Source organism: Bacteroides sp. OM05-10AA, from assembly GCF_003439055.1.
Classification (GTDB): Bacteria; Bacteroidota; Bacteroidia; order Bacteroidales; family Bacteroidaceae; genus Bacteroides; species Bacteroides intestinigallinarum.
In genome coordinates this window covers 93395-119483 of the sequence record NZ_QSUR01000016.1, presented here as the reverse complement: position 1 = coordinate 119483, position 26089 = coordinate 93395, and the positions used below count along the sequence as shown (strand labels likewise).

The following is a 26089-nucleotide window of genomic DNA, read 5'->3' as shown; positions in this document are numbered from 1 at the left end:
TTAATCGGTTAGTAAGTATTAGAATCCACCGTCTTCATCATCATCGGAGACTGGCACCTGTACAGGTTCTGGAGCTTCCAGTTGTTTTTCTTCACCGAAAGGAATATTAGGATTATCCACAGCCTGAACGGGTTCATTAACCTTGTCTTCATCCACCAAGCCATAGTCGATAATTTCTTCCTCTTCTTGATCAGAAGCCATTATAGTAAACTTACCTGTACGAACCTTAGGATAAGCATCAAACGCATGTTTGATCATCTTATTCTCAAGGAACCCAGGGTCAATGCTTCCATTATTCGAAGTATAAAGTGCATTGGCTTTACCCAATTCACGTCTTTTAGTTTGATCGTTCCACTTCGAATTTGCTTTTTCACTATAATGTTTCAATCGTTCGATATCACCTTCCATTAACCATTGATAATCTACCGAGTTGTCATTTCGTACAATACGAATGAATGCAGCAATAACTTTGGTTGAAGTACGGGGGCATTGTGCTTCATACTCGATATTCTTTATACCATTAACTAAGGATGCTTTAAAATGATCTCCCTCATATACAACGACTGGATTATCCGCATACTTGATTTGCCCGGCACGCATACGCATTGTCAGTTCGCCATACCCTGTAACTGAAACATAGGCACGTTTTTCATAAATATCATATCCTTGTGCGTTCTTGTGTCCGGTTTTACTGCTTCTGCTAAGTATATAGCAAAGTGGATGTCCTGTTTGATCTAATGTAAGACCGTTGACTGCTATATCAAGAAAACAGCCATATAGAGACATCTTTGTCGAATCTGCCAAATCAGGATTATCACGGAGAAGTTTTTGAAAGTTGAATACTTCTTTATGATACATTTGCTCACCTTTATCTGTTCCCCAGATAGCATTGTACATTTGAACGAATTTTGCCTGTACATTTTCACTTTCGACAATTTTCGTTGCTGGAAGCGCATTTAGCTCTTCCACTTTTACTTCAATAATTTTACTCATAATTGTTTAAATATTAGCATTTTATTAATCTCCTTGATATACTCCACGTCTATATTCCTCCATTAAAAGAATATCTTCGGCCGTGGGCTCTATGCTTATATCTTTTTTATCAGGTTTAATCTCTACAGGAGTAGGAACATAGTTCTTTTTCTGTTCTTCTCTTTCTGCAATCTGCTTTCCGATACTATCTTGCAGAGCCTGTAATACTTCTGATGATTTCGGTATATATCTCATACAGCGATCTGCATTAGTTGTTTGATAATGTTATCTGGAACTTTATTATGCAAATCCATCATTGCACTGGCTGTTTCCAATTCGGATCGTTTCACATAATATTTTCCTCTTTCCTTATTATTTGCCGGATAAAACTTAATCCAGGCTTTTTCGCGCCACTCTTTTATTAGGCGTTTTCCGTATATTTCTTCCGCTTGTGATATTGTTACTACTTCGGGGAGTAGTCCCAGCATCGTAAGCGTTTGCACCGTCCCAATTTTAATGCATCGGGCGACCATCATTTCGAAGCAATTTTCCATAATCTCTAATTAGGCTGTTTCCTATACTTTTGAATGGTGTTGAGCTGATTTTATTACTGAAACACATCTGCATCTCTATGCTATGCTGCCTGATTAATATTGATTAGAGTTCATATACTTCTTCTATTTTATTTCTTCGTATTCTTGCCCGTCGACTCCGGTTAAGATCGTTGTTGCAGTCAAATGCAATCTGAAAGGCAATAATTCCAAGAAACGAAAGAGCTACGATCGTTTTCTGCAATTGCTGGAAATCAATATTTAGAGCAAATGCTCTATTAGCCCACCAACTGCCTAATTCATTCAGTTTACTTGTTCCTGTCTTTTTGTAAGCTCTATCCAGTATTACGTTTACCGTCCCGTATGCAATATTCAAGAGATCCGCAATCTCTTTCTTTGCTTTACCACAAAAAGCGAGGCCAGCAATCTGATTTTCGCGCTTCGTTAGTTTAGCGTCAGCTTGCAGTTCCATGATGCAAAGTCTCTAGTTCGGCAGCAGCTTTGGAGACTCCTTTAGTAGCTTCCAAGGCTTCATTAGCCATTCTTACAGCGACATTCAATACTTTTGCTTTGTAGGTTGAGCGAGCAGAAGCCGGCTTATTATTAAGGATATTGTGCACTGTACCCTGTGAGCATCCTACTTCTTTCGCTATCTGCTTTTCGTATCCGTAAGGCAGATTTGCTTTGATAGTTTCTAATTGATTTTCCATATACATTATTATATTTATAGTTTCTAGTTCCCGGAAAGGCGGTCAAACCCGTCCGGGATTATATAGCTTATTCTTCCGTTTCTTTGTCAGTGAATGAATACTCTTCTTCTGCAATTCCGAAAGAAGAAAACAGTTCACGAATTTCATCTTTCAGTTCTTCGTCACCATCACACTCATATCCATCATTCATATCATAAGTTGGTAGTTCCCAAACATTGGTACTTGTTTGGTTCAGTTCTGTACGCAGCAAACTATATCTAATTGCATCCTTTGCCTTACTTGCTTCTTGTAATGAAACTTCTAGAATTGTCTTCATTTTCTTTTTATTTATAAATGTAATCAGGTGAATTTTTATATCCATCAAACGAAATTCCAAACGCATCAAAATCACTCTCGCTTGCTAGTCTGATTTCATTCGGATTGTTGATCTGGAAATTGTTCTGCAAATTGGTTGTACCAATAGCTCCTTTCAGAGGTGAAGAATGTAGTATTTGAACTGAATCAGGCAATTCTGGTAGAATATACCCAAGCGTATGTTCTTTGTAAACCACTAATTTTATTTTTTCTGTCTTTACCATATCTATATATCGATTTAGAGTAAATAATCTATTTTGTTAACTTTATTGCCCTTTTATTTTGGCGTTATCATTGTTTTGCGTTAACTTTATAGTGCAAATATAGAATTAAAATCTACACATGTAGATATTTGCATAGAGAAATAATCTATATATTAAGAAAATTTAGGATTTAATGAAAGAAACAGTTAGAGATAGGCTACTCCAATTCATAAACGAATTAGGCATAAGCACAAGAATGTTCGAGCAGAATTGTGGTTTAAGCAATGGATTTGTCCGAAACACAGGAGACTCTATAAGACGGAACAATTTAGAGAAAATATCTACAATCTACCCAGATTTGAATACAACCTGGCTATTGACTGGCGACGGAAATAAACTAAATTCTTCTGCGAAATCTATCACTTCTATTTCCTCTGAAATGCCTGCACCAAGCAAACAATCATCCAAAGGAATACCTTATTTTGACGTTGATGTTACTATGGGATATGATGAACTTCCCAACGATCAGACTAATATTCCTAATTACTATTTGCATATACCGGCATTTCAGAATTGTGATTGTGCGGTACCAGCTTATGGACGTTCTATGATTCCAGACATAAATGATGGTTCTATTATAGCTATTAAGGAAGTCAGTTTAGATAGTGTTCTTCCTGGTGAGGCATACCTTATTATAACAGACGAATACAGAACTGTGAAATATATCCGTAACTGCAAGGACAATCCTAATAAATGGCGTTTAGTTCCAAAGAACTTGGAAGAATTTGACGAGATGATAATAGACAAGACTAAAGTTCTTCGAGTATTCCTTGTAAAAGGGGTCATAACAAATAAAATTCTATAGTATTACAAACATAAAATTAGCCATGGATAAGAATTATAATAAATCAATAAAATTACATTGCATAACTTGTGGTGACGACTCTTCATTTGAATGCAATGATAATAAAAGTTATATCAAATGTACCAAATGTAATCGTGAATATTTTGGTGGCTATGATGAACTAGTAGAACTCAATCAAGCTTATATCACCCAAGAAATAGATACTATTAAAGAGGAAATAACATCTGATATACGGAATCAACTCATTTCTATATTCAAAAGAAAGTGATTACTTTTTATTTAAAAGCTTAGCTATCTCTTTTTCAAGATTATTTAAACGATTGATATTTTTTAGATTAATAAACACTGATCCAATGGAAATGGAAACAGAAAATATGCAAATTAAAATATTCATAATATTAAGTTTTATATAAAATATAATCAAGATGGAAATTTCAGATTGGATTTCATTAGGCAGTTTTATAATTGCAGCATTAGCACTTATTTATTCTTGGTATACAGGTAGGAAAATCCATAAATTGGATTTGATTATAAAGAAAAAAGAAATAGAAAAAAGAAGAACAGAAGAAGAAGAAGAAAGTCAAAAAGCTTCTATTGAGTGCAATGTTATTAAAACCAGCAAAGGAGAAATGAATATTTTAAAAATTTACAACAAAGGACAAGCGAAGGCATATAATGTAAATTTTGCAATTCTTGATGATCCTGAGGAGAACATATCATTAAATATGCCAGACAATTATTTACCTTATCCAATACTCCTTCCCCAACAATCTTTTGAAGTGCGATACATATTGTTTCGAAGAAGGCCACATTTTACAATAAAAATAGAATGGGATGATGATTTTAAAAAAGGGAGAAATCAAACTCAAATAATTGATCTATAATTTAGCAACTATGGAACAAGATATACGTTGGTTACAAAGATATGATAGTTATTGCAAGGCATGCAAAAGAGTATTACTGGTTACGGAATCCGAAAGAAAACCCTATGAGTTAACCGAACTGGAAATGGAAGGTCTTGTACAAAGATTTGAATATACTTTCGAGTTGGCTTGGAAAGTTTTGCAGGATTTCTTAGAGTATAAAGGATATAAGGATATAACAGGTCCAAATCCTGTATTACAGAAATCATTTGAAGATGGTTTAATATCAGATCATGATGCTTGGCGTAGAATGTCGAAGGCTAGAAATATAACATCGCATACATACAATGATGGCAAAGCAAGTGAGATAGTCGAAAAGATTTACACTGAGTATTCTATACTGCTAAAACAATTAGCTGTTCGGCTTGGTTATGAAAGAAGTGAAATCACAGGATTATTCGCATAATATGTTTGGTTTAAGTAATGAAGTTATAAAAGATATTAGTGATGTATTAAAAAAACATCCCAATATTGACAAGGTATTAATATTTGGCTCTAGAGCTAAAGGCAACTATACCGAAGGATCAGATATTGATTTGGCCCTTATAGGGCAAAATATATCTTTCAATGAACTGTTGGATATAAATATTCAAATAGAGGACTTGGGATTACTATACAAAGTAGATATAGTTGATTACAGTAAGAATATAGGTACTCCTTTTGGCGAGCATATAGATCGTGTCGGACTGCTATTCTATGAGAAACAATGATCATATAACATCATGAAGTCCAGTTAATTGAAAATGTAGAATACACTAAAAGGCATCCTATTGGATACCTTTTACAATATAATTACATATATTTTCAATATACCTAATGGCAACCTCATCTAGCCCACCGTCATCTCGTTCATAGCAAAATGCATTAATGGAATTAGATGAATGTTTCATTGTATAATCAATATAATATTTGCGTAGTTTACGCATACGATAATTGTAAAGTAACTTTTTAAACATAACTTTTAATTTAAAATATAAATGGAACCAGAGAATACCCCAAAGGTAATAGAACTCAAGGAGTTTGTAGAGGAAGCAATTTCCCAAATCGTTGATGGTATAACAGCTGCTCAAAAAAGAGTTGAAACCAGTGGGGCTATTGTAAGTCCTCGGAAAAGTAACAGTAAGAACAATGTAGAAATAGAAGGAAAATTATACAGTGTTCAGAATATTGAATTCGAGGTATCATTGGCTAATATGTCCGGTGAAGGTGGAAAAGTTGGCTTTGGAGTTACTTTTGGTGCTTGGGGATTCGGTAGTAATACCAAAATTGAAGGACAAGCTAAGTCAGCTACAAATATAAGATTTAGTATACCTATTGTTTTTCCTTGTATAGATAATAAAGAAAACAAGAAAGTGCAAGTAGCCGGACGACAAAAAATAACCGGATAAACCAACAAATAAATATATGGAAGATAAAGACAAAACAATCGTTGCTCTCCGGCAACAGCTCCGGAAAGTACTGCGAGAAAACAGCGCCCAAAAGCAAGAAATTGCTTTATTGAATCATGAGTTAGAAAGGGCTAAAATAAAGCCCTCAAAATAGCGTTCTTTGAACTATCTTTGAAATGGTTAGCTCGCATCATTATAATTAACTGATATGTAGCTGAATATCCTTTATTATCACGCCGCTTTGGGAGCAGGGGGTCGTGGGTTCGAATCCCGCTACCCCGACAGAAAGAAAGATAAATTAGTAGAATTAAGCTGATACAGTTTGTATCAGCTTTTTTATTTATATAAAACAGCATCAATGCAACCATAAGTCAGCATAAAATGTTATCTTTGCATAGAGAAAATTAGAAAGGAGGTTATTTATGGCAATATATAATACTGCAAAAAGCCGCGCAGAACGCAGGGCTCAAGCCATTAAAAAAATAACTGCAAATAAGAAAAACGCTGAAGTTTTTTTAAAGAAAGCAGGTATTGTTAATAGAGCGGGAACTTTATCCAAAGTTTATAAATGAAAGAAGCTTTATACTCAAGGCGCTCAAATTTAGTCATCGGATTTCATGGTTGCGATAAATCTGTTGTAGATAAAGTGATCGCAGGTGAAGATAGCTTGATAGCTAGTACTAATGATTATGACTGGCTGGGGCATGGAGTTTATTTTTGGGAGAACAATGAAACCAGGGCATTGCAATATGCCAATGAAATGCTCAAAAGAGGTAGTTCTTCTATAAAAGAACCAGCTGTAATAGGTGCAGTTATCGATCTCGGTTATTGCATGGATTTAACCGATACACTCTATCTGGAAGAACTCAAGGAAGCCTATCACACATTAGTTGACACATGTAAACTTGCAGGTATTGATTTACCTCAAAATACAGATATTGGAAAATCAAAAGACAAACTTATGAGAAGATTGGATTGCGCTGTCATAGAGACAGCACATCAAATTAACGAAGAAGCGGAGGAAAGAACTTTTGATTCTGTAAAAGGTGTCTTTTGGGAAGGAGAGCAATTATATCCAGGTGCGGAATTTAGAGAAAAAGATCATATCCAAATTTGCGTTCGTAATCCTAATTGCATCAAGGGGCTCTTTTTACCTCGAAAATTGAATGACAATTTTCCTAATCCATAAAAAAACGACACCCTGCTCCCAAAGCAGGTGCGCGGGTTTTAAAGATTCACAAAAAAAAGCCAGTACAATTTGTATTGGCTTTTTTTGTTTTTATGCAAGACGATAAATAGTGACGGTATGTGCTTGCGATAGTGACGGTATCGCCGTCATATACCGACACTATCCTTACCGGATAGCGTCACCCTTTTACATGTTCAAATAATAATCCCGGGTTAGCGTCATATATTCCTCACTATATTGATGACGAGCCAATTCTGTCAATAGTTCTTCTACAATGCACTCTTGATTGGAAAAAGAAAAAGTAATCAAAACACGTTTCGGAATGCCACCGGGTTTAGTGATTACATTCAGTTGACGGACTGCATATAATTTCTTTATAGAAGCTATCTTTTTTACCCGTTCAGCTACATCTGCCGGAATCACCACTGTAAAAAATCCGTTTTCTGTCAATAATCCGCTTACTCCTTCCAACAAATCTTCATAGGTCAAAGAATCATTGTGACGCGCCGCGGCTCTCTGACGATCCGGACATTCCAGCGAATCGACAAAATAAGGAGGATTAGAAACAATTACGTCGAATTTATCCAAAGACCTGTATTTCTTAAAATCAGCCTGCACCACCTCTACCCGCTCCTTCCAGGGCGAACGAATGATATTTTCCCTGGCTTGCCCGACAGCCGCTTCATCTATTTCCAGCGCTACAATATTTGCATCCGGCAAACTGCGTTGCGCCAACATTAAAGCTACCAACCCAGTTCCCGTCCCAATGTCCAGAATCCGGTGCGCACTTTCAACGGGAGTCCAAGCTCCCAGAAGCACCCCATCCGTACCGACTTTCATGGCACATTTATCATGCCATACCGTAAATTGCTTAAATTGAAAATAAGGATTCGACATTTTATCCGTTTATCTTAAAGCCGTTTTATACTATTATTTTATTGCAAATCGCCAAAAATAAATAATAATTATGGAATACTCCCTTTACAAGCCGATATTTTGGCATTGTTTTTGTGTTTTTATTCTACGCAGTGCTTTATTATTAGAGAGAATCAATTAACTTTGCAAACGATTTATGCATATCAGTATGACATAAACTAAATTAAAACGAAAAGATGAAAGAAAGATATTTATTGGAAGATGGAGGTGATAACAGCTTCTCGCTAATCACAGACTATGATGGGAACGATGAACAAGCATTTGATGTAAATGTGAAATCTGGTGAAATTCTTCCGGTACTCCCCTTACGTAATATGGTATTGTTTCCTGGAGTATTCCTGCCGATCACGGTAGGCCGTAAGTCTTCTCTGAAACTCGTACGAGATGCTGACAAGAAACATAAAGATATTGCAGTAGTATGCCAGAGATCGGCACACACGGAAGATCCGAAACTAGAAGATTTACACAGTATCGGTACCGTAGGACGAATTGTGCGGATATTGGAAATGCCCGATCAGACAACGACCGTCATTCTTCAAGGAATGAAACGTTTAAGTCTGACCAGCATCATCGAAACTCATCCGTACCTGAAAGGTGAAATAGAACTTTTGGAGGAAGATGTCCCTGGCAAAGATGATAAAGAGTTTCAAGCCCTGGTAGAAACTTGCAAGGACTTGACAATGAGATACATCAAATCGTCAGATGTGATGCATCAGGATTCGTCGTTTGCTATTAAAAATATCAACAACTCAATGTTCCTGGTCAATTTCATCTGCTCAAACCTGCCGTTCAAGAAAGATGAGAAGATGGACTTGTTGAGCATCAACTCATTGCGTGAACGCACTTATCACTTACTGGAAATTCTGAACCGTGAAGTGCAGTTGGCAGAAATCAAGGCATCCATCCAAATGCGTGCCCGCGAAGATATCGACCAGCAACAACGCGAATACTTCCTGCAACAGCAGATCAAGACTATCCAGGATGAACTGGGTGGTGGCGGCCAGGAGCAGGAAATAGAGGAAATGCGCCAGAAAGCAGAGAGAATGCGCTGGAATTTAGAAGTCAGAGACACGTTCATGAAAGAACTTGCCAAACTGGAACGCACTCACCCGCAATCTCCGGATTACAGCGTACAGCTCAACTATCTGCAAACGATGCTCAATCTCCCATGGGGTACTTATACAACTGACAATCTGAACCTCAAAAACGCAGAAAAGACGTTGAACAAAGACCATTATGGACTGGAGAAAGTAAAAGAGCGTATTTTGGAACACTTAGCCGTATTGAAGCTGAAAGGTGATATGAAATCACCGATTATCTGCTTGTATGGCCCTCCGGGAGTGGGTAAAACATCTCTTGGAAAATCCATCGCATCTGCGCTCAAACGGAAATATGTACGTATGTCTTTAGGCGGCGTGCATGACGAAGCAGAGATTCGCGGTCATCGTAAGACTTATATCGGCGCTATGCCGGGACGAATCATCAAGAGTTTGATAAAAGCCGGTGCTTCCAATCCTGTCTTCATCCTGGATGAAATAGACAAGGTTAGTGCCGACCGCCAGGGAGACCCCTCTTCTGCATTACTGGAAGTGCTCGACCCGGAACAGAATACTTCTTTCCATGATAACTTCCTGGATGTAGACTACGATCTCTCCAAGGTATTGTTTATTGCAACAGCCAATAACCTGAATACAATCCCCGGTCCATTGCTCGACCGTATGGAATTGATTGAAGTTAGCGGATACATCACAGAAGAAAAAGTAGAGATTGCCCGCAAGCATCTGCTGCCCAAAGAGCTGGAAGCCAATGGACTCAAAAAGACGGATATCAAGCTTCCTAAAGATACGCTGGAAGCTATAATCGAATCATATACCCGTGAAAGCGGTGTTCGTGAACTGGAAAAGAAGATCGGTAAGATTCTTCGCAAATCGGCTCGCCAATATGCTACGGATGGTTATTTTGCCAAGACGGAAATCAAACCGACAGATTTGTATGATTTCCTCGGAGCACCGGAATATACACGCGACAAGTATCAGGGAAATGATTACGCAGGTGTAGTCACCGGATTGGCATGGACGGCCGTCGGAGGCGAAATTTTATTTGTAGAAACCAGTTTGAGCCGCGGCAAGGGCGGACGTCTTACATTGACCGGTAACTTGGGAGATGTGATGAAAGAATCTGCCATGCTGGCACTTGAATATATCAAGGCGCATGCTTCTGTCCTTAGTCTGAATGAAGAGATTTTTGATAACTGGAATATCCATATTCACGTTCCTGAAGGGGCTATTCCGAAAGATGGTCCGTCAGCAGGTATCACGATGGCCACTTCACTGGCTTCTGCCCTGACTCAAAGAAAAGTGAAAGCCAACATTGCCATGACGGGAGAAATCACTCTTCGCGGCAAAGTGCTTCCTGTGGGTGGCATCAAGGAGAAGATATTGGCAGCCAAACGTGCCGGAATCAAGGAAATCATCATGAGTGCCGAGAACAAAAAGAACATAGATGAAATTCAGGATATTTATTTGAAAGGACTGACTTTCCACTATGTAAACGATATAAAAGAGGTATTCGCTATTGCATTGACCAACGAGAAAGTAACGGATCCTATCGATTTATCTGTTAAGAAACCCAGCCAGGAATGACATTTGAGTTACAATATACAGACACTAAAAGTAATGCCCGTGCCGGTCTGATAACAACAGACCACGGGCAGGTACAAACACCTATCTTCATGCCGGTGGGCACATTGGGCACTGTAAAGGGAGTACATCTGACCGAATTGAAAGAAGATATTCAGGCACAGATTATTCTGGGTAATACCTATCACCTCTATTTGCGTCCGGGACTGGACGTGATCGAGAAAGCAGGCGGGCTGCACCGTTTCAACGGTTTCGACCGCCCCATGCTGACTGACAGCGGTGGTTTTCAGGTATTCTCATTAGCCGGAATCAGAAAGCTGCGTGAAGAAGGAGCCGAATTTCGTTCGCATATCGACGGAAGCAAGCACATCTTCACTCCGGAGAAGGTGATGGACATAGAACGTACCATCGGTGCGGATATTATGATGGCTTTTGACGAATGTCCTCCGGGTGACTCGGATTACGAGTATGCCAAAAAGTCATTAGGATTAACCCACAGATGGCTCGACCGTTGTATACAACGTTTTAACGAGACAGAACCTAAATACGGTTACAGTCAGTCTCTCTTCCCCATCGTACAGGGATGTGTTTATCCTGACCTGCGCAAACAATCTGCAGAGTTTATAGCGTCCAAAGGTGCTGACGGGAATGCTATCGGCGGTTTGGCGGTAGGCGAACCGGTAGACAAGATGTACGAAATGATCGAGATTGTCAATGAAATACTCCCCAAAGACAAACCCCGTTACCTGATGGGCGTCGGAACTCCTGTCAACATTCTTGAAGGAATAGAACGCGGCGTGGATATGTTCGACTGCGTTATGCCTACAAGAAACGGACGAAATGGCATGTTGTTCACCAAAGATGGCATTATCAATATGCGGAACAAGAAATGGGAAACAGACTTCTCTCCCATCGAAGCCGACGGAGCCTCTTGCGTGGATACATTGTACAGCAAGGCTTATTTGCGCCATCTTTTCCATGCGCAAGAGCTACTGGCTATGCAAATTGCCTCCATACATAATCTGGCATTCTATCTGTGGCTGGCAGGGGAAGCAAGAAAGCATATTATCGCCGGAGATTTCTCGACCTGGAAGCCGATGATGGTCAAAAGAGTATCAACTAGATTATAAGAAATGAAAAGCAATCGATTTATAAAACGGCTGGACTGGTATATCATCAAGAAGTTCTTGGGGACATACGTATTTGCTATTGCACTAATCATTTCTATTGCAGTGGTATTCGACTTCAACGAAAAGATGGACAAACTAATGGAGCATGAAGCTCCATGGGATAAAATTATCTTTGAATACTACATGAACTTTATCCCCTATTTTTCCAATCTGTTCAGTCCGTTGTTCGTATTCATTGCTGTTATTTTCTTTACCTCCAAACTGGCAGAAAACTCCGAAATTATCGCGATGTTCTCCACCGGTATGAGCTTTAAGAGGATGATGCGCCCTTATATGATTTCTGCCGCTATCATCGCTCTCGTCACTTTCACACTAAGTTCGTATGTGATTCCGAAAGGAAGTGTTACGCGTCTGAATTTTGAAGACCGGTATATCAAACCAAAGAAACAAAACTCGGTAAGCAATGTGCAGCTGGAAGTGGATAGCGGAGTAATTGCTTACATCGACAACTATAACAACGCAATGAAAACCGGTAACCGCTTTTCATTGGACAAATTTGTGGATAAAAAGCTGGTTTCACATTTGACTGCACGACGGATCACTTATGATACCACCACTGTTCATAAATGGACGATCCACGATTATATGGTACGCGAACTGGATGGTTTAAAGGAAAAAATCACTAAAGGAGACCGGATAGACTCTATCATCAACATGGAACCTTCTGACTTTCTTATCATGAAAAATCAGCAGGAAATGCTGACCAGTCCCGAATTAAGCGATTATATCGCCAAACAGAAACGAAGAGGATTTGCCAACATCAAGGAGTTTGAGATTGAATATCACAAACGAATTGCCATGTCGTTCGCCTCTTTCATCCTTACCATCATCGGTGTATCGCTTTCGTCCCGAAAAACGAAAGGCGGTATGGGGCTTCATCTGGGTATCGGATTAGGGTTAAGTTTCTCTTATATCCTGTTCCAAACGATTACTTCCACCTTTGCCGTGAACGGAAATGTGCCGCCTGCCGTTGCAGTCTGGATTCCTAATATCCTTTATGCGGCTATCGCATTCTTCTTGTACCAGAAGGCGCCTAAATAAAAAGGTAGGTAAGCCTTCCGCAGCCTTCACGGATTCTATACATTAATTGTCACAAGGCTTTGAATGCACCGGACAAACGAAGAGTATAAAAGTAGAAGTTCCGCCTATTCTTGCTAATGCAAGTGTAGGCGGAACTTTTTTGTTGTATCCATTTCCTCTTTTGTCTATTCTCCATTGTTTTCACCTGACGGTGATTTGGAAAATCCCTCTTTCTCCTTACATTCTTAAAATCGTTAACCGATTTCTTTTACATAAGCAGAAAGATCTGCAGCAGAGATGTTTTTGGCTATAATTACACCATTTCCATCCAATAAATAGTTAGTGAATCCCCGGTTTAAACGGTACTTCTTAAATAAGCCGGAATCCTCGCCTTCTGTTTCCACGAAACAAGTGGGCGTAACTATTTGATCCTTACGAACGGTTTCCTTAAATATTGACTGATATTCGTCAAATGAAATAGAAACCATTTCCACATTATGAGAAGAACGAAGCGCATTGCTCAAACTTACATTTTGCATCCGGGACTGCGCGTCATAACTTGCCCAAAAACTTAGCAACACATATTTACCTTTCAAATTTCCCAATTTAAAGGCGGGTTGCCCGTTTGACGTAGATTCGATTTTAAAATCAGGGGCTACGTCACCCTCACTCAAACCTCCGGTAGGTTTGTCTTTCTCAACGAAAGCGGTCAAGGAACAAATCAGTAATACAACAAAAATCCATTTTACATGCTTCATGTAATTCGGTTTTAGTTAATACTATCCGGGACTGTCCTTAAACAGTGGTTTCTTCCCGAAACATTGTCTTTTCAGGCATCAGGCGAAGAGGAATCCGCTGATTATCAGAGCCTTTATTTTTGAAACCGGGTGCAAAGGTAAGTAAATATTAAATTAACTTCCAAGCAAATAAGCAAAAATCTCACTTTTTGGGTATAACTTTTTATGTTATTTAGCATAAAAACGAACTTTTTTCTCTACTTTTGCAGAGTTAAAGTCTATTTTTTATGCAACCATCAAATACTGAATTGATTCTGATTCGAGTTACCGGCGAAGATCGCCCGGGACTGACTGCTTCCGTGACCGAAATCCTTGCCAAATATGATGCCACGATTCTCGATATCGGCCAGGCAGATATTCATAATACATTATCGTTGGGTATCCTGTTCAAGAGTGAAGAAAGACATTCCGGATTCATTATGAAGGAACTGTTGTTCAAGGCTTCTTCTCTGGGAGTGACCATCCGGTTTGAACCTATCACCACCGAGCAATATGAAAACTGGGTAGGTATGCAAGGGAAAAACCGTTATATCCTGACGGTTCTGGGACGCAAGCTTTCCGCCCGACAGATTTCTGCCGCTACAAGCATATTGGCCGAGCAGGGCATGAATATTGATGCTATCAAACGTCTGACAGGTCGTATCCCGTTGGATGAATGTCAGGCAGATGCACGCACCAGGGCTTGCATCGAATTTTCAGTGAGAGGTACTCCGAAAGATCGCATTGCGATGCAGGAGAAGCTGATGAAGTTGGCCAGCGAACTGGAAATGGACTTTTCTTTCCAACAGGATAATATGTACCGTCGTATGCGCCGTCTGATCTGTTTTGATATGGACTCTACATTAATCGAAACAGAGGTGATTGACGAACTGGCTATCCGTGCCGGTGTAGGTGACGAAGTAAAGGCCATCACAGAAAGCGCCATGCGTGGAGAAATAGACTTTACAGAGAGCTTTACCCGCCGTGTAGCACTATTGAAAGGGCTGGACGAATCGGTAATGCAGGAAATAGCCGAGAGCTTGCCTATCACGGAGGGCGTAGAACGGCTGATGTATGTATTGAAGAAGTACGGTTACAAAATCGCCATCCTTTCGGGAGGATTCACTTATTTCGGTCAATACCTGCAAAAGAAATACGGTATAGATTACGTCTATGCCAACGAACTGGAAATTATTGACGGCAAACTGACCGGACGTTACCTGGGAGATGTAGTAGACGGAAAACGGAAAGCCGAACTGCTCCGCCTCATTGCACAAGTGGAAAAGGTGGATATTGCACAGACCATAGCCGTAGGAGACGGAGCTAACGACCTCCCTATGCTAGGGGTTGCCGGACTGGGAATTGCTTTCCACGCAAAGCCTAAAGTGGTGGCAAATGCCAAGCAATCGATCAACACCATCGGGCTGGATGGAGTGCTCTATTTCCTCGGATTCAAAGATTCTTACTTGAATATGTAATTAGACCAAAAAATAGATTATCTTTGCTGACAAATTAAATAAAAGAATGAAGTTTTCCGAACTACAATTAAATGCAAATGTGCTTGAGGCGCTTGATGCCATGCGATTTGACGAATGTACGCCTATACAGGAGCAGGCAATTCCAATCATACTTGAGGGTAAAGATTTGATCGCAGTAGCACAGACAGGAACAGGTAAAACGGCCGCGTTTCTACTGCCTGTATTGAATAAATTATCTGAAGGTAAACATCCGGAAGATGCGATTAATTGTGTCATCATGTCTCCTACCCGGGAATTGGCCCAACAGATCGACCAGCAAATGGAAGGGTTTTCCTATTTCATGCCGGTATCGAGTGTTGCCGTATACGGTGGAAATGATGGAATATTGTTCGAACAACAGAAAAAAGGACTCACTTTAGGAGCTGATGTTGTTATTGCTACTCCCGGACGTCTGATCGCCCATTTAAGCCTTGGATATGTAGATCTTTCCAAGGTTTCTTATTTTATTCTGGATGAAGCAGACCGGATGCTCGACATGGGATTCTATGAAGATATCATGCAAATTGCGAAATATCTGCCGAAGGAACGACAGACAATCATGTTTTCTGCAACAATGCCTGCAAAGATTCAGCAATTGGCAAACACAATCTTAAATAATCCGTCAGAGATAAAGCTCGCAGTTTCCAAACCTGCAGAAAAGATTATTCAGGCGGCATACGTTTGCTACGAAAATCAAAAGCTGGGAATCATACGCAGTCTTTTTATGGATGAAGTTCCGGAACGTGTGATTGTCTTTGCATCTTCTAAAATCAAGGTCAAGGAAGTAGCCAAGGCTTTGAAATCCATGAAACTGAACGTAGGGGAAATGCATTCGGATCTGGAACAGGCTCAACGGGAAACTGTTATGCATGAGTTTAAAGCCGGACGAATCAATATATTAGTAGCTACGGACATCGTTGCACGTGGTATCGACATTGATGATATTCGACTGGTTATCAACTTCGACGTACCTCATGACAGCGAGGATTATGTACACCGTATCGGACGTACGGCACGTGCCAACAATGATGGCGTAGCACTTACGTTTATCAGCGAGAAAGAGCAAAGCAACTTCAAAAGTATTGAGAACTTCCTGGAAAAAGAGATTTATAAGATTCCTATTCCTGAAGAATTGGGAGAAGCTCCGGAATATAAGCCACGTTCTTTTAGCAAGGGTAAGGGTGGCAACTACAAAAGAAAAGATTTCCGGGGAAAAAGGAATAATAATAACGGAGGAAAGAGAAATAACCGTCCGTCTCCCCCCAGACAAAATTAAAGCAAGGCTTTTTAATCCGGCACTATACGATCTGAATGTATGGTGCTTTTTTATTTGGATGAAGTAATAGTCAAATCTCCTTTAAAACTTACTTCCATATTTACAATGCTATATATGGAAGTTTCCGGAATGGCCAGGACAGCTTGATAATGAAAACCGTTCCGGTCTACTTTCACAAACTTTGTATCTGACAGGATGGATTGCTCCAGAAAATCGACAGGAAGTACTTTGTCAAACATCTGTTTGGTAACATCGCTGGCAAACAGGCTCTTTTTACCTTCATACACACAAATGTGCATCACATTATCATAGTATACATTATCCATGCTAATCCCGTCTTCGGAATAAGTCGTCTTGATGACTCTCATTTTAGAAGGATTAATATATACGTATGCGCGATAGCGAGTGCCATTATAGGTCACTACACTATCGCGTTTGGTTACTTCCGTATATGCCGGAATTACTAATTCCTGACGGACAAAATAGATTGAATCATTGACATCTTCGGATTTATGCAACTTAATCACATCATCCGTTATGGAATGAAACCAGAATATATGTTCTGCCTGCTTATCAATCTTGTAATAAGTAGTATCATTTCCATAAGTATAAAGAGTATCCCGTATTATTTTAAATGCAATGGGAGTACTTTGTACATCTGCATAGTAGATAGTATCTCCTTCTACACGCATCAACGGGCTCTCCGTTTCATCGTCCAGCCAAATTCCTTGCAGTAGCCCTTTTGCACTAAGATCCTCCTTCTCTTGTTGAAGAGAATGGGGATTCTTATTGCCGCTACATGCCGCGAAAAAGATTGCCATTAACGATACAGCCACATTTTTCATCATCTATTTTAGTTTTTGTATAAAGATACTCTTATTTTTTTATTTACCAATACAGTGATAAATAAATCCGAGTTCTTCCATCTCTTTTTTATCATATATATTACGTCCGTCCAACACAATCTGCCGGGACATCGTTTTCTTGATAACGGCCCATGAAGGCAGACGGAATTCTTTCCATTCGGTAACCAGCATCAACACATCAGCATCCAGTACGGCATCGTACATATCGCAAGCATAATAGATAGTATCACCAATCCTGCGCTTACATTCTTGCACGGCAGCCGGATCGTATGCGCGTACTTTACAGCCTGCTTTCAGTAATTTATCGATCAGGACTAATGCCGGAGCCTCACGCATATCATCCGTTTCCGGTTTAAATGCCAATCCCCACAAAGCAACAGTCTTACCCTGCAAATCACCATTAAACTGTTTCATTAGCTTTTCGAACAAGACGCTTTTTTGGTTCTCATTCACTTCTTCCACAGCCGTAAGTACCCGCATGGTATAACCATTCTGTTCTGCTGTTTTAATCAATGCCTTCACATCTTTGGGGAAGCAGGAACCACCATACCCGATGCCCGGGTACAAAAACTTACGTCCGATACGGGTATCCGAACCTATCCCACTACGCACCATATTCACATCCGCACCAACAATCTCGCACAAGTTTGCAATATCATTCATAAAGCTAATGCGGGTTGCCAGCATCGAATTTGCCGCATATTTAGTCATTTCCGCAGACGGAATATCCATGAAAATCACACGGAAATTATTCAATAAGAATGGTTTATATAGTTTGGACATCAATTTCTCCGCACGTGCCGACTCCACTCCCACTACCACGCGGTCCGGGCTCATAAAGTCACTGATAGCATTTCCTTCTTTAAGGAATTCCGGATTAGAAGCCACATCAAAATCAACCTTCACGCCTCTCTTATCCAGTTCTTCCTGAATAACTGCACGAACCTTACTGGCAGTGCCTACCGGAACAGTACTTTTGGTAACTACCAATTTATACTGTTTCATGTTGCGACCAATGGTACGGGCCACCTCCAATACGTATTTCAAATCAGCGCTGCCATCTTCATCCGGAGGAGTTCCAACTGCACTGAATATAACTTCCACTTCATCCAGACAACTTTCCAATGAGGTAGTAAACTTCAATCGCTTTGCTTTCATATTACGGAGTACCATCTCTTCCAATCCATTTTCATAAATTGGAATGTTCCCCTTTTGCAAAGATTCGATTTTCTCTTTGTTCGTGTCTACGCACGTTACATTCACGCCAATTTCGGCAAAACATGTGCCTGACACCAGACCCACATACCCTGTTCCCACGATTGCAATTTTCATACTTAATCTATTGTTTGTTTAGAAATTCATTCAAAATAAACGGCGTCTTTGAAAGCAGTTCCCTCTCTGTCTTTCGCAGATAATAACATTTGCGACTCTGCCAACGGCCAGTCGATCCCCAATGCTTCGTCATTATATAAAATAGAGGCTTCTGCCTGCGGAGCATACTTGTTATCTACCTTATATGTAAAAACAGCTTCTTCACTCAAGACAGCAAAGCCATGAGCAAAACCACGGGGAATAAAAAATTGTCTCTTGTTTTCTTCACTAAGCAATACACAAACATGCTTTCCAAACGTAGGCGATGATTTACGCAAATCAACGGCAACGTCGAGCACTTCTCCTTTAAGAACACGAACCAGTTTCGCCTGACTATGTTCTCCTTTTTGATAGTGCAATCCACGCAATACACCAAAAGATGATTTCGACTCGTTGTCCTGTATAAAGTTTACGGGACCAATATTGGCTTCAAACTCTTCTTTCTTATAGGCTTCCATAAAATAGCCCCGTTCATCGGAGAAAACTCTAGGCTCGATCAGCCATACTCCGTCTATTTCTGTCTGTATATAGTTCATTATTGATAGTGATAAATAAAACGATGCAAAAGTAGTGAATTTTTCGAAGTTTTCTGGGATATATTCAATTTATCTCTTAATTTTGCAGACATGATTGAATTGGCACAACATATAGAGACTTTACTACTGGAAAACGACTGCGTCATTGTTCCGGGATTTGGTGGTTTTGTAGCACATTATTCGCCCGCAACCCGCGTAAAGGAAGAAAATATATTTTTACCTCCTACCCGTATAATCGGTTTTAATCCTCAATTAAAACTGAATGACGGTGTACTGGTGCAATCTTATATGTCAGCATACGACACAAGTTTTGCTGACGCCAGCCGTATAGTAGAAAAAGAAGTAAACGAATTTATCGGTCTCCTTCATGAAGAAGGGAAAGCCCATCTGGATAATATAGGCGAGATTCATTATAACATTTATGGTAACTACGAGTTCGTTCCTTATGATTATAAGATAACAACTCCTTCATTGTATGGTCTCGACTCTTTTGAAATACATGAACTTTCGGCTCTGCAGCAGAAAGAAAAAGTATTGGTACCGACTTATCAGGAAAAGGAAAAGAAGACTTTTGAAATTAGTATCAACCGCGCGTATCTCCGCAATGCTGCAGCAATGATTGCTGCTATCGTACTGTTCTTTGCCTTTTCAACTCCGGTAGAGAATACCGACGTTCAAAAGAACAATTATGCACAGTTATTGCCCAGCGAGCTTTTTGAGCAAATAGAAAAGCAATCGGTTGCAGTAACTCCTGTTTATGTTAAGAACGATGCTGCGCAACAAGCAAAGAAGCTTTCTGCTTCTTCCACTTCAACCAAAACTTCATCTGCTAAAAAGCATACAACGGATAAAGCCAAGACTTCCAAACCGATCGCAGTAAGAGAAGTGAAAGTGGTAAAACAGGAAACAGCGGCTCCTGCTCCTGCGGTGAAATCTCAAGAAAGTGCAAATCATCCTTTTCATATCATTGTGGCAGGAGGAATCAGCCTGAAAGATGCAGAAGTTATTGCGAACCAATTAAAATCAAAAGGATTTGCAGATGCAAAAGCTCTCAACACTGATGGTAAAGTACGTGTCAGTATCAGTTCATTCAACAACCGTGATGAAGCGACCAAGCAATTACTTGAGCTAAGAAAAAACGAAACTTATAAGAATGCCTGGTTACTGGCTAAATAAAAATCCCTTTTAAAAAGCATGAAACGAGTTCTTTGTCCTAAATGTGAGAATTATCTTTATTTTGATGAAACCAAGTATAGTGAAGGCCAATCACTAGTATTTGAATGCGAACATTGTGGCAAGCAATTCAGTATCCGGCTAGGAAAAAGTAAAGTTAAGGCTCTTAGAAAGGAAGAAAACCTGGAAGAAGAAGCTGAATCTCATAAAGAAGAGTTCGGATATATCACTGTAATCGAAAATGTATTTGGTTTTAAACAGTTACTTCCCTTGCAAGAAGGTGACAATGTCATAGGCCGCCGTTGCGTAGGAACAAACATTAATACTCCCATTGAAAGCGGTGATATGAGCATGGATCGACGCCATTGCATCATTAATATAAAGCGTAATAAGCAAGGAAAGCTAGTCTACACATTACGAGATGCTCCTAGTCTCACAGGTACTTTCCTTATGAATGAAATTCTGGGAGATAAAGACCGTGTACGTATTGAAGATGGCGCTATTGTGACAATTGGAGCTACCACATTTATTTTGCATACGGCTGAATGAACTTATAACTTATTTTGATACTCTCGCATGAATTCATCAGCGATATAGAGATTACCATAAAGATAAAGCCCTGTTTCCTTGTCATGCAAGTCAGCGCAAGTCTTGCTTTCATAAAACAATTGCAATGCTCTGACTGGAGTAATTTCCAAGCGTTTTGAAAGTTCGGCAGCAATGATACCGATACGATTACTTAATATTATCTCTTGAATTTCAGGAGACTTTACAGGATCATTCTGCCAGTTCTGTTCCATCATAAATAAGGTATTTATCCGTAATACTTTGGTTTAACAAACAAATCTGATTATTTGGTTGGTGTTGAGCAAGACGCTGTAATGCCACATCAGCACTCATCAAACCAGACATATATAAATTTACCGTATCAATTACCCGGTCATTCGCGACACCTCCCTCTATATAATCATAATTTGCCGCTGGATTCAGTCCACGACGACTGGCTACAATAAATTCCAACCATTCCGAATCGTAAGCTTTGAACACCTTACAACGAGCCTTTTCCAAAACAAGTTCTCTATCAAGTTGGTAAATATTAATAATGGCTTGGGTGTTGCGTCGCTTAGCCGTTGCAATAGCCCAACGACAAGCCTGCTCTTTGATGTCTGTAACATAGAATCCACGACCAAAATCAAGATTCTCCCTTCCTAAACGACAAATAGGAACATCAACTCGTTCCGTTCCTCCATGATATACTGTTATTTTCATCGTTTTGCCTCCCAAGTTGTCAGACATTCTATCATATTATCAGTCACATGCTCGCGACTCTCGGTATGTAATACATCATAGCAAGGCAAGATGTAATTCTCAATCATACCTACACGCTTCATGCGGGTAAAAACTTCTTGATATGATTTACCTAATCGGCGTGCCGTACTTTCAATGCAGGACGCTACAAATGCTAATGTCACTTCAGTATGTGATAATTCAATCAGATTTTCCATATTAAATCCTGTATAAAGCTAATTTGAGCTAATTACAAAGTTAATGAATATATCTGGAAACAGATAAAGTTTAATCTTCTTTTTATTGTTTTTGAATCATTCGATTCGTAGGAAGTACAATTCTAGTTCATATTAAATGGCATTACTAATATGAACAGAAATAAAAAAGGATAGGAATCTATATATTGGTAATATTCCTATCCTTTTTTCATTGTTTTATGTTCAAGCTATATCCAGATGTTCCGAAGAATACAATTTATGAGCTTTCCCATAAAGGCAATATCCAATTATAGCCGTAAGAAGGGAATAACCGAAAGAGGGAATCCACCAATAACAGTCTACAAATCTCCAAAGAAAAACAGAGCTTGCTATCCACATTAAAATAACACTCCATACAAACCATTGAGTTACTTTTTGAGTTGAGATAAACTTGGGCAGCATATTATTAGGTACACTTCTATCCGGTTCTCTCATAACTTTTCCATATACAAATATTTCAGATGAAACCGGTGAGATATTGGATGGTTGACTTGAAGTTGTTTCAAAGAAATCGACCTCTCTCTTTTTCACGATTCGTATCCAACTCTTCATCCATTCATAATGCCCAATAATACTAGCCAGCCAACACATAGAAGCAAACCATCCTAAGGTAATAATCAAAAGTGGTAGCCATATACTATCTAAAAATGAAAAAATAGTTCCACTGCAAGGACCGTATTGAACATTTTCTGATTGCGGTATAATGGTATAAAATGCCACAAACAAAGCACCGACGAAAATGGCGTAATAGTTAACCCATGTGTGATAACGTTGTACATGGAACTGGTAGGATTCAACAGCCTTGTCATATGCGGCTTGTTTCTTACAGATTTGGTCGCAAGGATTTGAACTTGAGTTACACATAATTATATAGTTTAAAATTCGACTTCTGATTTAATTTCAAATCCTCCCCATCCATTTATATTATATCCTGAAGCATTTATTGGAATAAATAGATATTGAGGATAATTTTTACCACACATGATCGGATCTGCAATATAGCTAAATCCATAATATTTCCGTGTACTATCTGTTCCAAAAACGATATAGACTGGAACAGTAGACGTATATGTATCACCATCTGCTAAATTTACCATTCCTAATGTTGGTGATTTTAGAGCCTTACAATATACTTTATTAAAAATACGAGTCCAAGAATAGCTAGTATATTGTTTTTCTCTGCCACCATCTACAACAGTATGTGTTTTTTTATCTTCTTTCCCTACAAATGCACACTTTCCAATAGATTTTATTGAATTCCCGATACTTAAATATCCTTCAAATCCAATACAAGCATAAAAAGCATAAATACCCATAGTCTCAACCTTATTAGGAATTATCAAGTTACCAGTAAATCCACTACATCCTTCAAAAGCATGATCGCCAATACTCTTAACATTTTCTCCAATAGTAATTTCTCCTTTAAAAGAGCTACAACCATGAAAAGCGTAAGTCGGAATATCTGTTAACCCATTTCCTATACTCAATGAACCTGTAAAAGTAGAAGATTGAAATGCAGACCCTTTCATACTTGTTACACTATTCGGTATTACTAAGTCTCCTGTTACTTTGCTACAACCAGCGAATGCTGCTGTTCCAATACTCTGCACTCCCTCTTCTAATATCAAAGTCCCGTTAAAAGCAGAATATTCAAAAGCACGTTCTCCAATTGTTACAGTTTTTTGAGGAATTACAATATTCCCTGTTAATTTAGAAGTATTCGCAAAAGCATATTGACCAATACTTTCTACTGTCTGAGGTATATAAACGGAAGTAATAGAACTATTATAAAACGCTCTATCTGAAATTGTTTTCAAGTTCAAAGGTAACAACACCGTAGAAACTTTAGAACTATTAAAGGCACTAGCAGGTATACTTACATCACCCAATTCTGAAAGATCTACCGTTTTTAAGTTAGGCATAGTCTTTAAAAACTCGTAATCAAAGGTATTCAGATGTCCTGTGATTTTCAATTCTTCTAAAATTTTAGCGTCTTCACTATTGATTTGTTGTTCCAAAGTTCCTGCTGTTGCTACGTAAATATCCTGTGAACTTCCTCCACGCTGAGTAATCTGTATTGTTTCAGAAGTAACTCCCAATTTGTCAACTAATTTAATAATTGAATAACGCAATTGAGTATTATTATTCTGTTGGACATTAAATGCAATCGTTTCATCCCGCATTATGGCACGTGATGTCGGAGCGATAGAAATCCATGTTTTATCCGCTTCTGGAATTTCTATGGTATAATCGATATTAGTGGAAAGCTGCACACTCACTGTACCACCAGTATAAGGAACTGTATAAGAACGATCGGTGATATTAATCACTCCTTCCACAAAATTGATAGAACGCATGATAGTCCGTTCCTCACCATCGGAGACGAAAACCAATACCTCACTACTAAGTATCGTTCCCGGTGTACTTACCTCAATTACTCCAGAAGCATTACCCGAGGATTTTACCACAGCACGGAAACCATCTTGCGCCAAAGCTTTCACTACTGTCTTATCTGTAGCCCCCGTAATAGTATATTGAATGGGATAAGTCTGATTGGCCAATACCCGTATATCCTCCGTTTCATTGAAAGTGATAGACAGCTTTTTGTGTTTGGGTACGGAGATAATGTTTCCGGCTTGCATCTCCAAATAAACATAATCATCATCCTCCGTCACATTCTTGAAGAAAGCGTCTCCACTTGTTCCATCCGCACCGGTCGCTTTTCCAAGTTTTGTCCAGTTTGAACCATTGTCATAAGATATATACCAATAACCGTCTTCTTCTATCTTCAATTGCGGAGTAACACCGTTATTACCGTCTGTACCATCTTGTCCATCATTTCCATTCGAGCCGTCAACACCTTGCGCCTTTATCTTATTACTATTATCATCTTTCATCCAATCTCCATTCAACGTCCAATAATAGATACCGTCGGTATCCTGCTTCACTCCGACAACAGGTGTCACCCCATCCTTGCCATCCGAACCGTCTTGACCATCATTACCATCTGCCCCATCTTTACCATAATATATGGTTATCGGTTCACGTTTTTCAAAATAAAGTTTATAACCAATCACCTTCCCATTATCATTCAAAGGTACCACATTAGTTATACCATCTTTTTGTTGTAGTGCTTCAATGATTGATTGTATAGACGAAATATCAGTATTCATCTGTTCACACAAGCTTTGCAATTCGCCAAAAGCATACCAAGTCGGCAGTTTTATAACAGTTCCATTCGACAAGGTAAAAGTAACAAAGTCCTGACTGGAAGTGTAATCTATATCACTAAACATATCGTCACCATCCACTCCATCTTTACCAGTATCACCTGTAGCCTGCCCTATATTCGACCACGTACTGCCATTATTCACCGACAGCCACCAACGACCATTTTCTATTTTCAATTGTGGAGTAATGCCATCCATACCAGGTTTACCATCTATACCATTTTCTCCATCTTTTCCATCTTCACCTACTGCCTTTACTTTATTCCCAGCATCATCAATTAACCATTCCCCGTTTAACGTCCAATAATAAACATTATCCGTATCTCGTCTCACGCCAACCACCGGCGTTACTCCATCCTTACCGGCAATACCCGTATCACCTTTATCCCCCTTTTCTCCATGATAAATAGTAATGGGATCTCCCTTTGAAAAAGAAATAGTGTAACCAACCGTCTTACCACCTTCTGTAACAGGATTTACTTTTGTGATGCTTACATTACTTTGCAAAGCTTGTAGTAACGTTTGCAACGCCCCAATGTTTCCATTCATCTGTTTACAGAGTTCTTCAAGTGAAGTTACCCTGCCATCCAATTGATGAATACTATCCCATAAATCATTAGTGTTTGTTTTGCAGCTATAGAATGAAGTACTTAAAGCTGCAATCATTAAGAAAAAGAATACTGTCTTTTTCATCATAATTATTAGAGTTTTTGTCGCCACCTCAACTCCTTAGCAGTGGTAAGTCTATAAAAAAAGTGTGGAGTCGTTAGTTTATCTGTTAGGAGGTTCTGGTAAAACCTTGACATAAATAAACAATACCCCACACTCGTATATATATGCAATATAAAATTACACACGAC

The 26089-nt window shown here is 39.2% G+C and carries 32 protein-coding genes; 15 read left to right on the top strand and 17 right to left on the bottom strand.

The window, feature by feature from the left end:
• Window positions 1-18 precede the first annotated feature (18 nt).
• The 7 genes from DXB58_RS14205 to DXB58_RS14175 all read right to left on the bottom strand — a co-directional run bounded on the left by DXB58_RS14205 (window position 19) and on the right by DXB58_RS14175 (window position 2811).
• Complete coding sequence (locus DXB58_RS14205; RefSeq protein ID WP_117980184.1) at window positions 19-993, bottom strand: recombinase RecT; 975 nt, start codon at window positions 991-993, stop codon at window positions 19-21.
• A gap of 24 nt (window positions 994-1017) precedes the next feature.
• The gene (locus tag DXB58_RS14200; protein ID WP_117980185.1) at window positions 1018-1227 is read right to left on the bottom strand and encodes a hypothetical protein; all 210 of its coding nucleotides are present in this window, start codon (window positions 1225-1227) and stop codon (window positions 1018-1020) included.
• On the bottom strand, window positions 1224-1526 hold the full coding sequence (locus DXB58_RS14195; RefSeq protein ID WP_005681105.1) for a hypothetical protein: 303 nt from the start codon (window positions 1524-1526) through the stop codon (window positions 1224-1226). Before DXB58_RS14195 ends, DXB58_RS14200 begins: the two co-directional genes overlap by 4 nt.
• Before the next feature lie 103 nt (window positions 1527-1629).
• Window positions 1630-1995: a helix-turn-helix transcriptional regulator gene (locus DXB58_RS14190; RefSeq protein WP_008998700.1), complete on the bottom strand. Its 366-nt coding sequence runs from the start codon at window positions 1993-1995 to the stop codon at window positions 1630-1632.
• Window positions 1979-2233, bottom strand: a complete 255-nt coding sequence (locus tag DXB58_RS14185) for a hypothetical protein (protein WP_005681107.1) — start codon at window positions 2231-2233, stop codon at window positions 1979-1981. The genes DXB58_RS14190 and DXB58_RS14185 overlap by 17 nt, the downstream gene beginning before the upstream one ends.
• A 67-nt stretch (window positions 2234-2300) precedes the next feature.
• Window positions 2301-2549 carry a hypothetical protein gene (locus DXB58_RS14180; protein ID WP_008998701.1) on the bottom strand — a complete coding sequence of 83 codons (249 nt, stop codon included), beginning with the start codon at window positions 2547-2549 and terminating at the stop codon, window positions 2301-2303.
• Window positions 2550-2556: 7 nt separating this feature from the next.
• Complete coding sequence (locus DXB58_RS14175) at window positions 2557-2811, bottom strand: hypothetical protein (protein WP_008998702.1); 255 nt, start codon at window positions 2809-2811, stop codon at window positions 2557-2559.
• Between the two features lie 172 nt (window positions 2812-2983).
• On the opposite strand from DXB58_RS14175, the gene DXB58_RS27965 reads away from it, so the two are divergent.
• The 8 genes from DXB58_RS27965 (at window position 2984) to DXB58_RS14135 (ending at window position 7155) form a co-directional block, all read left to right on the top strand.
• Window positions 2984-3655, top strand: coding sequence for a LexA family transcriptional regulator (locus tag DXB58_RS27965; protein ID WP_008998703.1), 672 nt, complete (start codon window positions 2984-2986; stop codon window positions 3653-3655).
• A gap of 425 nt (window positions 3656-4080) precedes the next feature.
• Window positions 4081-4539, top strand: a complete 459-nt coding sequence (locus DXB58_RS14160; protein WP_122137213.1) for a hypothetical protein — start codon at window positions 4081-4083, stop codon at window positions 4537-4539.
• Window positions 4540-4549: 10 nt separating this feature from the next.
• Window positions 4550-4984 (top strand): nucleotidyltransferase substrate binding protein, encoded by a 435-nt coding sequence (locus DXB58_RS14155; protein ID WP_117980195.1) that lies wholly within the window; start codon window positions 4550-4552, stop codon window positions 4982-4984.
• Between the two features lies 1 nt (window position 4985).
• Entirely contained in the window at window positions 4986-5288 is a 303-nt protein-coding gene (locus DXB58_RS14150; RefSeq protein ID WP_117980188.1) for a nucleotidyltransferase domain-containing protein, read from the top strand.
• A gap of 267 nt (window positions 5289-5555) precedes the next feature.
• Window positions 5556-5966 carry a hypothetical protein gene (locus tag DXB58_RS14140; protein WP_049702751.1) on the top strand — a complete coding sequence of 137 codons (411 nt, stop codon included), beginning with the start codon at window positions 5556-5558 and terminating at the stop codon, window positions 5964-5966.
• 16 nt (window positions 5967-5982) lie between these two features.
• A complete protein-coding gene (locus DXB58_RS27960) occupies window positions 5983-6120 on the top strand; it encodes a hypothetical protein (protein ID WP_165861958.1) in 138 nt (45 codons plus the stop codon).
• A gap of 268 nt (window positions 6121-6388) precedes the next feature.
• The gene (locus tag DXB58_RS27955) at window positions 6389-6538 is read left to right on the top strand and encodes a hypothetical protein (protein ID WP_199487967.1); all 150 of its coding nucleotides are present in this window, start codon (window positions 6389-6391) and stop codon (window positions 6536-6538) included.
• Window positions 6535-7155: a hypothetical protein gene (locus tag DXB58_RS14135; RefSeq protein ID WP_122137212.1), complete on the top strand. Its 621-nt coding sequence runs from the start codon at window positions 6535-6537 to the stop codon at window positions 7153-7155. Before DXB58_RS27955 ends, DXB58_RS14135 begins: the two co-directional genes overlap by 4 nt.
• 186 nt (window positions 7156-7341) lie before the next feature.
• Here the strand turns inward: DXB58_RS14135 and DXB58_RS14130 are convergent, their stop codons facing one another.
• Entirely contained in the window at window positions 7342-8052 is a 711-nt protein-coding gene (locus tag DXB58_RS14130; protein ID WP_122137210.1) for a tRNA1(Val) (adenine(37)-N6)-methyltransferase, read from the bottom strand.
• A gap of 215 nt (window positions 8053-8267) precedes the next feature.
• Between DXB58_RS14130 and lon the strand changes: the two genes are divergently transcribed.
• Genes lon through DXB58_RS14115 form a run of 3 tightly spaced genes read left to right on the top strand, consistent with a single transcriptional unit; the run spans window position 8268 to window position 12961 of the window.
• The gene (gene lon, locus DXB58_RS14125) at window positions 8268-10733 is read left to right on the top strand and encodes an endopeptidase La (RefSeq protein WP_122137208.1); all 2466 of its coding nucleotides are present in this window, start codon (window positions 8268-8270) and stop codon (window positions 10731-10733) included.
• Entirely contained in the window at window positions 10730-11860 is a 1131-nt protein-coding gene (gene tgt / locus DXB58_RS14120; protein WP_122137207.1) for a tRNA guanosine(34) transglycosylase Tgt, read from the top strand. Before lon ends, tgt begins: the two co-directional genes overlap by 4 nt.
• Before the next feature lie 3 nt (window positions 11861-11863).
• Window positions 11864-12961, top strand: a complete 1098-nt coding sequence (locus DXB58_RS14115) for an LptF/LptG family permease (protein ID WP_122137206.1) — start codon at window positions 11864-11866, stop codon at window positions 12959-12961.
• Between the two features lie 233 nt (window positions 12962-13194).
• Here DXB58_RS14115 and DXB58_RS14110 read toward each other — a convergent pair whose 3' ends face one another.
• Window positions 13195-13698 carry a thioredoxin-like domain-containing protein gene (locus DXB58_RS14110; protein ID WP_122137204.1) on the bottom strand — a complete coding sequence of 168 codons (504 nt, stop codon included), beginning with the start codon at window positions 13696-13698 and terminating at the stop codon, window positions 13195-13197.
• Between the two features lie 266 nt (window positions 13699-13964).
• Between DXB58_RS14110 and serB the strand changes: the two genes are divergently transcribed.
• Entirely contained in the window at window positions 13965-15194 is a 1230-nt protein-coding gene (serB, locus tag DXB58_RS14100; RefSeq protein WP_004295907.1) for a phosphoserine phosphatase SerB, read from the top strand.
• A gap of 46 nt (window positions 15195-15240) precedes the next feature.
• Window positions 15241-16509, top strand: coding sequence for a DEAD/DEAH box helicase (locus tag DXB58_RS14095; RefSeq protein ID WP_004295906.1), 1269 nt, complete (start codon window positions 15241-15243; stop codon window positions 16507-16509).
• Window positions 16510-16559: 50 nt separating this feature from the next.
• On the opposite strand, the gene DXB58_RS14090 is transcribed toward DXB58_RS14095, so the two are convergent.
• The 3 genes from DXB58_RS14090 to rfbC are packed head-to-tail and all read right to left on the bottom strand — an operon-like array spanning window position 16560 to window position 19282.
• The gene (locus DXB58_RS14090; RefSeq protein WP_122137202.1) at window positions 16560-17357 is read right to left on the bottom strand and encodes a DUF4738 domain-containing protein; all 798 of its coding nucleotides are present in this window, start codon (window positions 17355-17357) and stop codon (window positions 16560-16562) included.
• A gap of 36 nt (window positions 17358-17393) precedes the next feature.
• Complete coding sequence (locus DXB58_RS14085) at window positions 17394-18707, bottom strand: UDP-glucose/GDP-mannose dehydrogenase family protein (RefSeq protein WP_122137200.1); 1314 nt, start codon at window positions 18705-18707, stop codon at window positions 17394-17396.
• Between the two features lie 26 nt (window positions 18708-18733).
• A complete protein-coding gene (gene rfbC, locus DXB58_RS14080; RefSeq protein ID WP_004295903.1) occupies window positions 18734-19282 on the bottom strand; it encodes a dTDP-4-dehydrorhamnose 3,5-epimerase in 549 nt (182 codons plus the stop codon).
• 90 nt (window positions 19283-19372) lie between these two features.
• Here rfbC and DXB58_RS14075 point away from each other — a divergent pair, with 90 nt between their 5' ends.
• Together DXB58_RS14075 and DXB58_RS14070 are read left to right on the top strand one after the other, a co-directional pair.
• The gene (locus DXB58_RS14075; protein ID WP_122137199.1) at window positions 19373-20458 is read left to right on the top strand and encodes an SPOR domain-containing protein; all 1086 of its coding nucleotides are present in this window, start codon (window positions 19373-19375) and stop codon (window positions 20456-20458) included.
• 18 nt (window positions 20459-20476) lie between these two features.
• Window positions 20477-21004, top strand: coding sequence for an FHA domain-containing protein (locus DXB58_RS14070; RefSeq protein ID WP_117937916.1), 528 nt, complete (start codon window positions 20477-20479; stop codon window positions 21002-21004).
• Between the two features lie 2 nt (window positions 21005-21006).
• Here DXB58_RS14070 and DXB58_RS14065 read toward each other — a convergent pair whose 3' ends face one another.
• From DXB58_RS14065 to DXB58_RS14045, 5 genes are all read right to left on the bottom strand, one after another.
• Window positions 21007-21258: a hypothetical protein gene (locus DXB58_RS14065; RefSeq protein WP_122137198.1), complete on the bottom strand. Its 252-nt coding sequence runs from the start codon at window positions 21256-21258 to the stop codon at window positions 21007-21009.
• Window positions 21233-21751 (bottom strand): DUF3990 domain-containing protein, encoded by a 519-nt coding sequence (locus tag DXB58_RS14060; protein WP_122137197.1) that lies wholly within the window; start codon window positions 21749-21751, stop codon window positions 21233-21235. The genes DXB58_RS14065 and DXB58_RS14060 overlap by 26 nt, the downstream gene beginning before the upstream one ends.
• The gene (locus DXB58_RS14055; protein ID WP_008017560.1) at window positions 21721-21960 is read right to left on the bottom strand and encodes a DUF3791 domain-containing protein; all 240 of its coding nucleotides are present in this window, start codon (window positions 21958-21960) and stop codon (window positions 21721-21723) included. The genes DXB58_RS14060 and DXB58_RS14055 overlap by 31 nt, the downstream gene beginning before the upstream one ends.
• Window positions 21961-22182: 222 nt before the next feature.
• Window positions 22183-22863 carry a hypothetical protein gene (locus DXB58_RS14050; protein WP_122137195.1) on the bottom strand — a complete coding sequence of 227 codons (681 nt, stop codon included), beginning with the start codon at window positions 22861-22863 and terminating at the stop codon, window positions 22183-22185.
• A gap of 11 nt (window positions 22864-22874) precedes the next feature.
• Entirely contained in the window at window positions 22875-25925 is a 3051-nt protein-coding gene (locus DXB58_RS14045) for a PL29 family lyase N-terminal domain-containing protein (protein ID WP_122137193.1), read from the bottom strand.
• Window positions 25926-26089 lie beyond the last annotated feature (164 nt).